Source organism: Thiohalocapsa sp. ML1, assembly GCF_001469165.1.
Taxonomy (GTDB): domain Bacteria; phylum Pseudomonadota; class Gammaproteobacteria; order Chromatiales; family Chromatiaceae; genus Thiohalocapsa.
Window position 1 is genome coordinate 138,826 of the sequence record NZ_JABX01000013.1, and the last position, 6,870, is coordinate 145,695.

5 protein-coding genes are annotated in these 6,870 nt (G+C 68.9%); all 5 read left to right on the top strand.

Annotated elements, in window-relative coordinates; all coding sequences use genetic code 11:
- The 5 genes from ML01_RS10745 to ML01_RS10765 all read left to right on the top strand — a co-directional run bounded on the left by ML01_RS10745 (position 1) and on the right by ML01_RS10765 (position 6,542).
- Positions 1-1,551, top strand: a complete 1,551-nt coding sequence (locus ML01_RS10745) for a YifB family Mg chelatase-like AAA ATPase (RefSeq protein WP_058555390.1) — start codon at positions 1-3, stop codon at positions 1,549-1,551.
- A 3-nt stretch (positions 1,552-1,554) separates the two neighbouring features.
- Complete coding sequence (locus tag ML01_RS10750) at positions 1,555-3,516, top strand: ATP-binding cassette domain-containing protein (RefSeq protein ID WP_058555391.1); 1,962 nt, start codon at positions 1,555-1,557, stop codon at positions 3,514-3,516.
- Positions 3,517-3,807: 291 nt separating this feature from the next.
- On the top strand, positions 3,808-4,455 hold the full coding sequence (locus ML01_RS10755) for a Uma2 family endonuclease (protein ID WP_058555392.1): 648 nt from the start codon (positions 3,808-3,810) through the stop codon (positions 4,453-4,455).
- A gap of 351 nt (positions 4,456-4,806) precedes the next feature.
- Positions 4,807-5,865, top strand: coding sequence for a cyclic nucleotide-binding domain-containing protein (locus tag ML01_RS31320; RefSeq protein WP_058555393.1), 1,059 nt, complete (start codon positions 4,807-4,809; stop codon positions 5,863-5,865).
- The gene (locus ML01_RS10765; RefSeq protein WP_058555394.1) at positions 5,865-6,542 is read left to right on the top strand and encodes a glutathione S-transferase family protein; all 678 of its coding nucleotides are present in this window, start codon (positions 5,865-5,867) and stop codon (positions 6,540-6,542) included. Before ML01_RS31320 ends, ML01_RS10765 begins: the two co-directional genes overlap by 1 nt.
- Positions 6,543-6,870: the final 328 nt, after the last annotated feature.

A 6,870-nucleotide genomic window follows, 5' to 3' on the forward strand; every position in this document is an offset into this window, starting at 1 on the left:
ATGGGCCTCTCCGTTCTGCATAGCCGCGCCCGCGAGGGCATCCGCTCGCCCGCCGTGATCGTGGAGGTGCACGCCGGCAGCGGGCTGCCGGCGCTGTCCATCGTCGGGCTGCCCGAACTGGCCGTGAAGGAGAGCCGCGATCGGGTGCGCGGGGCCATCATCAACGGCCGTTTTAGCTTCCCGGCCGGGCGCGTCACCATCAACCTCGCCCCCGCGGACCTGCCGAAGGAGGGCGGGCGCTTCGATCTGCCCATCGCCATCGGCATCCTCGCCGCCTCCGGGCAGGTGCGCGCCGACCAGTTGCCGCATCTGGAGCTGTTGGGGGAGCTGGCGCTGACCGGCGCGCTGCGGCCGGTCTCCGCCGTGCTGCCGGCGGCCCTCGCCGCCCGCGAGGCCGGCCGCGCACTGGTGCTGCCGCGCGCCAACGCCGACGAGGCGGCACTGGTGGAGGGGCTGGATATCCTGCCCGCCGAGCACCTGCTGGAGGTCTGCGCGCACCTGAACGGCGAGGCCGTCATCGCGCCGCACAGCGCCCCGCCGTCGCACCGTGCGCGCCCGCAGTATCCGGACCTCGCCGAGGTGCGCGGGCAGGAGCACGCCAAGCGTGCGCTGGAGATCGCCGCCGCGGGCGGCCACAGCCTGCTGCTGATCGGCCCGCCCGGCACCGGCAAGTCCATGCTCGCGAACCGGCTGCCCGGCATCCTGCCCACCCTGGCCGACGACGAGGCGCTGGAGGTGGCCGCCATCCGCTCCGTCAGCGGCCAGTCGGAGCTGGACCCGGCGCGCTTTCGCGAGCGTCCGTTCCGCGCCCCGCACCATACCGCCTCCGGCGTCGCGCTGGTGGGCGGCGGCAGCACGCCGCGGCCGGGGGAGATTTCCTTGGCGCATCTCGGCGTTTTGTTCTTGGACGAGCTCCCGGAGTTCGACCGCCGCGTGCTGGAGGTGCTGCGCGAGCCGATGGAGTCCGGGCGCATTCATATCTCTCGCGCCGCGCGGCAGGCGGAGTTCCCGGCGCGCTTTCAGCTCGTCGCCGCCATGAACCCCTGCCCGTGTGGCTACCTCGGCGACGCCCAAGGCCGCTGCCGCTGCACGGCGGACCAGGTGGCGCGCTACCGGGGGCGCATCTCCGGGCCGCTGCTGGACCGCATCGACCTGCAACTCGAGGTGCCGCGGCTGCCGGCCGAGCGCCTCACGGCGGCGCCCGCGAGCGGTGCCGCCGCCACGGAGACGAGCGCCGCCGTGCGCGCGCGGGTCGAGCAGGCCCGCGCCACGCAGCTCGGGCGCGCCGGCTGCACCAACGCCACGCTGGACACGGCCGCGCTGGAGCGCCACTGCACGCCGGACGCGCAGGGCCGCGAGCTGCTGACCCAGGCCATGCGCCGGCTCGCGCTGTCCGGCCGCGCCTATCACCGCATCCTCAAGGTGGCCCGCACCATCGCCGACCTTGCTGAATGCGAGGCCATCACCGTTGCACACTTGGGGGAGGCCATCGGCTACCGTCGGCTGGACCGCGGCGGTGCCGAGCCCGGCCCCCAGACCAAGAGCCACTGAACCATGCTGGAGCTGTCCGAAGTCACGCTGCGCCGCGGCCCCAAGCTGCTGCTGGAAGGCGCGGACCTGCGCGTGCACCCCGGCCAGAAGGTCGGCCTCACCGGCGCCAACGGCACCGGCAAATCGAGCCTGTTTGCGCTGGTGCGCGATGAGCTGCACCCGGACGCGGGCAGCGTCGCGCTGCCGGCGGACTGGCGCATCGCCCACGTCGCGCAACAGACGCCCGGGGGCGAGCGGCCGGCCATCGACTTCGTCATCGATGGGGACACCGAGCTGCGCGCGGTGCAGCGCGACCTCGCTGCCGCGGAACAGGCCGGCGACGGCGTGCGGCAGGCGGCGCTGCACGGCCAGCTCGAGGCCATCGGCGGCTACACCGCCGAGAGCCGCGCCGCACGGCTGCTGCACGGGCTCGGCTTTGCGATCGGCGACGAGCGGCGCCCCGTGTCGAGCTATTCCGGCGGCTGGCGCATGCGCCTCGCGCTGGCGCAGGCGCTCATGTGCCGCTCCGACCTGCTGCTGCTCGACGAGCCGACTAACCACCTGGACCTCGATGCCGTGATCTGGCTCGAGGGCTGGCTCAAGGCTTACTCCGGTACGCTGCTCTTGATCTCCCACGACCGGGACTTTCTGGACAGCACCGTCGAGCGCATCTGTCACCTGGAGCGGCGCGGGCTCAAGGTCTACACCGGCGGCTATTCCGCGTTCGAGCGCCAGCGCGCCGAGCAGCTCGCGCAGCAGCAGGCCGCGCACGAGCGCCAGCAGCGCGAGGTCGCGCACATGCGCGCCTTCGTCGACCGCTTCCGCGCCAAGGCCACCAAGGCGCGGCAGGCGCAGAGCCGGCTCAAGGCCCTGGAGCGCATGGAGCTCATCGCGCCGGCCCACGTGGACTCGCCGTTCCGTTTCGAATTCCCGCAGCCCGCCGCACAGCCGGACCCGCTGCTGCGGCTGGAGCAGGTGCATGCCGGCTATCGCGTGGATGGCAGCGAGCGCCGCGTGCTCTCGGGCATCAGCCTGAGCCTGCGCCCGGACGACCGCATCGCGCTGCTCGGGCCCAACGGCGCCGGCAAGTCCACGCTGATCAAGCTCTTGGCTGGACAGCTCGCACCGACCGCCGGGCAGCGCGAGCCGGCGCAGGGGCTCGCCATCGGCTATTTTGCACAGCACCAGGTGGACCAGCTCGACCCCGCCGCAAGCCCGCTGAAGCACCTGGAGCGCATCGAGGCCGCCACGGAGCTGCGCGGCGCCAAGCCCGCCACCGAGCAGCGCCTGCGGGACTTCTTGGGCGGCTTCGGCTTCACCGGCGAGCGCGTCACCGACCCCGTCGCGCCCTTCTCCGGCGGCGAAAAGGCCAGGCTCGCGCTCGCGCTCATCGTCTGGCAGCGCCCGAATCTGCTGTTGCTGGACGAGCCCACCAACCATTTGGACCTGGACATGCGCCTGGCGCTGAGCGAGGCGCTGCTCGGCTTCGGCGGCGCGCTGGTGCTGGTCTCCCACGACCGCCACCTGCTGCGCGTCACCTGCGACACGCTGCTGCTCGTGAACGGCGGCCGCGCCGAGCCCTTCGCCGGCTCGCTCGACGACTATCCCGCCTGGCTCGCGGCCCGTGCGAAGGCCGTGCAGGGCGGGGATACCGATGTCGGCTCGCAAACGACTCCGACCCCATCGGATGCCGCCGATGCGGGCTCGCGCAAGGACCAGCGTCGCCGCGAGGCGGAGCAGCGAGCCCGGCTGCAACCCGTGAAGAAGCGCGTGGACAAGCTGGAGTCCGACGTAGAGCGTCTCACGGCAGAACAATCGGCGTTGGAGCAGTCCCTCGCCGACCCCGCGCTCTACGCCGACGCCGAAAAGCCGCGGCTGCTCAAGCTACTCGCCGACAAGCAACGCATCGACACCGCACTGGAGCAGGCCGAGGCCGACTGGCTCGATGCCGCCGCCGAGCTGGAGGCGCTGCAAGCGCAGGCCTGAGCTGCTTGGCGCTTTGGCGGGTTAGTGATGGTTCAGAAATTATCGGCGCACTCCCAAGATCGCCTCAGCGCAGCGAAACCCGACGTCAACGGCACCGAAATCGAAATCGAAATCGGGATCGCTATCGCTATCGCGATCGACACGACATGACACTGGGCCGCGAGAAGCTCGACGTCCTTAAATGCTTGACCGTCGAGGTGAGACCACGGACTCTACCGCTTGTTTTTGAAGCGTTCCTAGGCTTCTGCTATCCCGGCATTGAGCACGCCGCAACCAGTTGGAGAACCGCCCATGGCGACCAACCCGCAACTGATCGCCGAAGATCGCGCGACCTACGAGCCTGCGCCATCCGAGCAGCGCGTGCTGCTGCGATCGGCCAACTGGGACGACTACGCACGCCTGGACGCCCTGCGCGGCGACTCCGCCGTGCCGCGCCTGACCTACCTGCACGGAGCCCTGGAGCTGATGACGCCCGGCCTGAGCCACGAGTCCGACAAGAAGACCCTTGCGCGCCTCATCGAGGCCTGGGCGGACCACACCGGCACGGAGCTGACCGGCGCCGGCTCCTGGACGCTCAAGGACCGCGCGAAGGCGCTCGGCGCCGAGGCGGACGAGTGCTACCTCATCGGTCCGCTCGACGCGGAGCCGCAGCGCCCGGACATCGCCATCGAGGTCGCCAAGACCTCGGGCGGCATCGACAAGCTCAAGGTCTACCGCGGCCTCGGCGTGCCGGAGGTCTGGTTCTGGCAGCGGGGCCGGCTCAGCTTCCATGTGCTCGACAACGACGGCTACCGCGAGACCGGGCGCAGCGCCAAGCTGCCGGGTCTCGATCCCGCGCTCCTCGCCGAGTGCATGGCGGCGCCGAGCCAGACGGCGGCGGTGCGACTGTTGCGGACCCGCATGGGTGATGAGCGCGCCGAGACGCGGATGTCCGACTGACCGTTTCCGTCACCTGAAAGCTGCTTGGGGGGGCTTCGCCTTGTGGCTCCGAGCGGCTGGAGCCATCTTCGGCCTTCGGTTCGCTTGCGACGACGAGCGGGCGCGCGGGGCCTTGATCATGACTTCGACTACAGCGGCGGCCGCCTGCGTAGTCAGGCCGTCCCGGACTGACGCCATCAGGACTGGAAGCTGCGGCTACGCACGGAGCCCGCGGCGCTGGTCGGGATAATGATCAAGGCCGATTATGCCCGCCTATCCACAGGTCTCGTACGCCGATGCACTGACCCGAGCAGCGTTTTCTCGAAGGTCAAGACTCGGCTACTTTCTTCACAATAATGACAAAGGTTCAGCATGGCCATTACCTCCCAAGAAGCCATCAGCACCCTGGCGAAGCACTATTCGCCGTTCATTCATCTCCCCGCGCAGGCACTCTCGGCGCTCAATCGCACCATGCGCTTGTTCGAGCTGCATCCGGGCGAGGAGATCCGCATCAGCGCGGGCAGTGCCGAAGGTTACCTCTACCTGATCGGCGGGGACGTCACCATCGTCGCCGACAACGGCAAGCGCCGGTACAGCGCCGGAGATGACCGGCGGCTGCCCATCAACCTGGAGCCACCACCCAATCGGCTGACGGTCATCGCCGACAGCGAGGCGGTGCTGTGCCAGTGCGAGTCGCAGGATCTCGATCAGCTCATGTCCTGGCAGGAGCTGGCGGTCGAAGACGATCTGTTTGCAAACCAAGCGGCGCGGGAGCGATTCCGGCTTGTTCAGCATAGCTGTCTCGGGATGCAGCAGCTCCCGCTGGACTGCGTGGAGCAGGCGATGGAACGGATGCAGCTCGTCAAGGTTTCGGCGGGCGATGGTGTGGTTGTTCAGGGTGAGCCAGGTGATGCGCTGTACATCATCCTGGTCGGCGAAGCGGAGGTTTGGTCCCAAGGGCTGTATGACGACGCGCCAGTCTTGGTCAACCATCTCGGTCCGGGCTCAAGTTTTGGCGAAGAGGCGCTGATCCTCGGTGGTACCCGCACCGCCACCGTGACGATGACGACCGACGGTGAGCTGCTGCGTCTGGAGAAGGACGACTTCCATGAGCTGATCGCGGCCTCGCAGGCCGAGATGGTGAGCGCTGCGGTCGCAAAGACCATGCTTGACGAGGGTGCTCGACTGCTGGATGTCAGATACGAAGAGGAGTACGACGACGAGCACATCGACGGATCGCTGCTCATACCGCTTCCCGAGCTGCGTCAGCGCATGGGCGAGATCGATCCCAATGCGCGTTATCTCGTGCTGTGCAAGGGCGGGAAGCGCGCGGAGGTCGCGACGATGCTGCTCAAGCAGCGGCGCATCAAGGCGGCGACGATCGAGGGCGGCATTCGCGATTGGCCTTTTGCAACGGTTGGAGGTGTTTGATGCAGTTGAAGCTGGCGGCTTTCGATTTCTGTCCGTACTGTCAACGCGTCCGGATCTTATTGGAGCACTATGGATTACCGCACGAGCTGGTGTGGATCGACCCGAACGCACCGCCGGGCTGGTTTGCAGCCGCGTCGCCGCATGGGCGCGTGCCGGTCCTGGTGGTTGACGACATCCCCATACTGGAGTCCGCGGTCATCGGCGAGCTGATAGACGAGATCGGCGGTGGACGCATGTTTCCGGCTGAGCCGGTTGCGCGTGCGCAGGTGCGGGCTCTGGTGGAATTGGTATCGGCTTGTCAGGCAAGCTTCGGCGCGATGATTCGTGCCGAGGACGAAGCCGCGTTTATCGCCGCACGGGATCAGTTGCATGACGGCCTCGGGCAGATCGAAGCGGCCATGGACAATGCCGAGCCCTATTTTTCCGGCAGCGAGTTGTGCATGGTCGATGTGGTGCTCGCGCCGCTGCTGAATCGCATGCATCTGTTGCAGCCCGTGCTTCCCTGCTTTCCGGAGGCGTACCCGCGGCTGCAACGACTCGCCGAGACACTCGCCCGGTTGCCGGAAGTCGATCGATCGGTCGATGGTGACGCGCCCAAGGTGTTCGCGTCGATGGTCGCGCACCTCAATCAGCACGGCTATGTGGGCAGTCGTTGGGCCGGCTCGCGGCAAGCCTGATAGCCAGCTAGGGAGGCGAAGCCTGAGAGCGACAAGTCGTGCTCATCGCTATCGATATCGCTATCGCTATCGAAATGTATGCCCGACGAGCGGGCTCGACACCGCGCCGGCACGCACTGGGAGCGCCGGCTTTCAGCCGGCTTCGCGTGCCGGGGGCTCGATGCCTCCGGCGCGCGATCTGCGGCGCGGGAGCCGGGCGGTTGCCCATGCCGCGCCGCCGGGCGGAGGACTGAGCATGCGCCCTCTTGCTCAGCGCAGACGCCGCCGACGCGGCATCGAGCCGCGTCGGCGGCGAGCCGGCTGGAAAGCCGGCGGTCCCGGTCAGCCG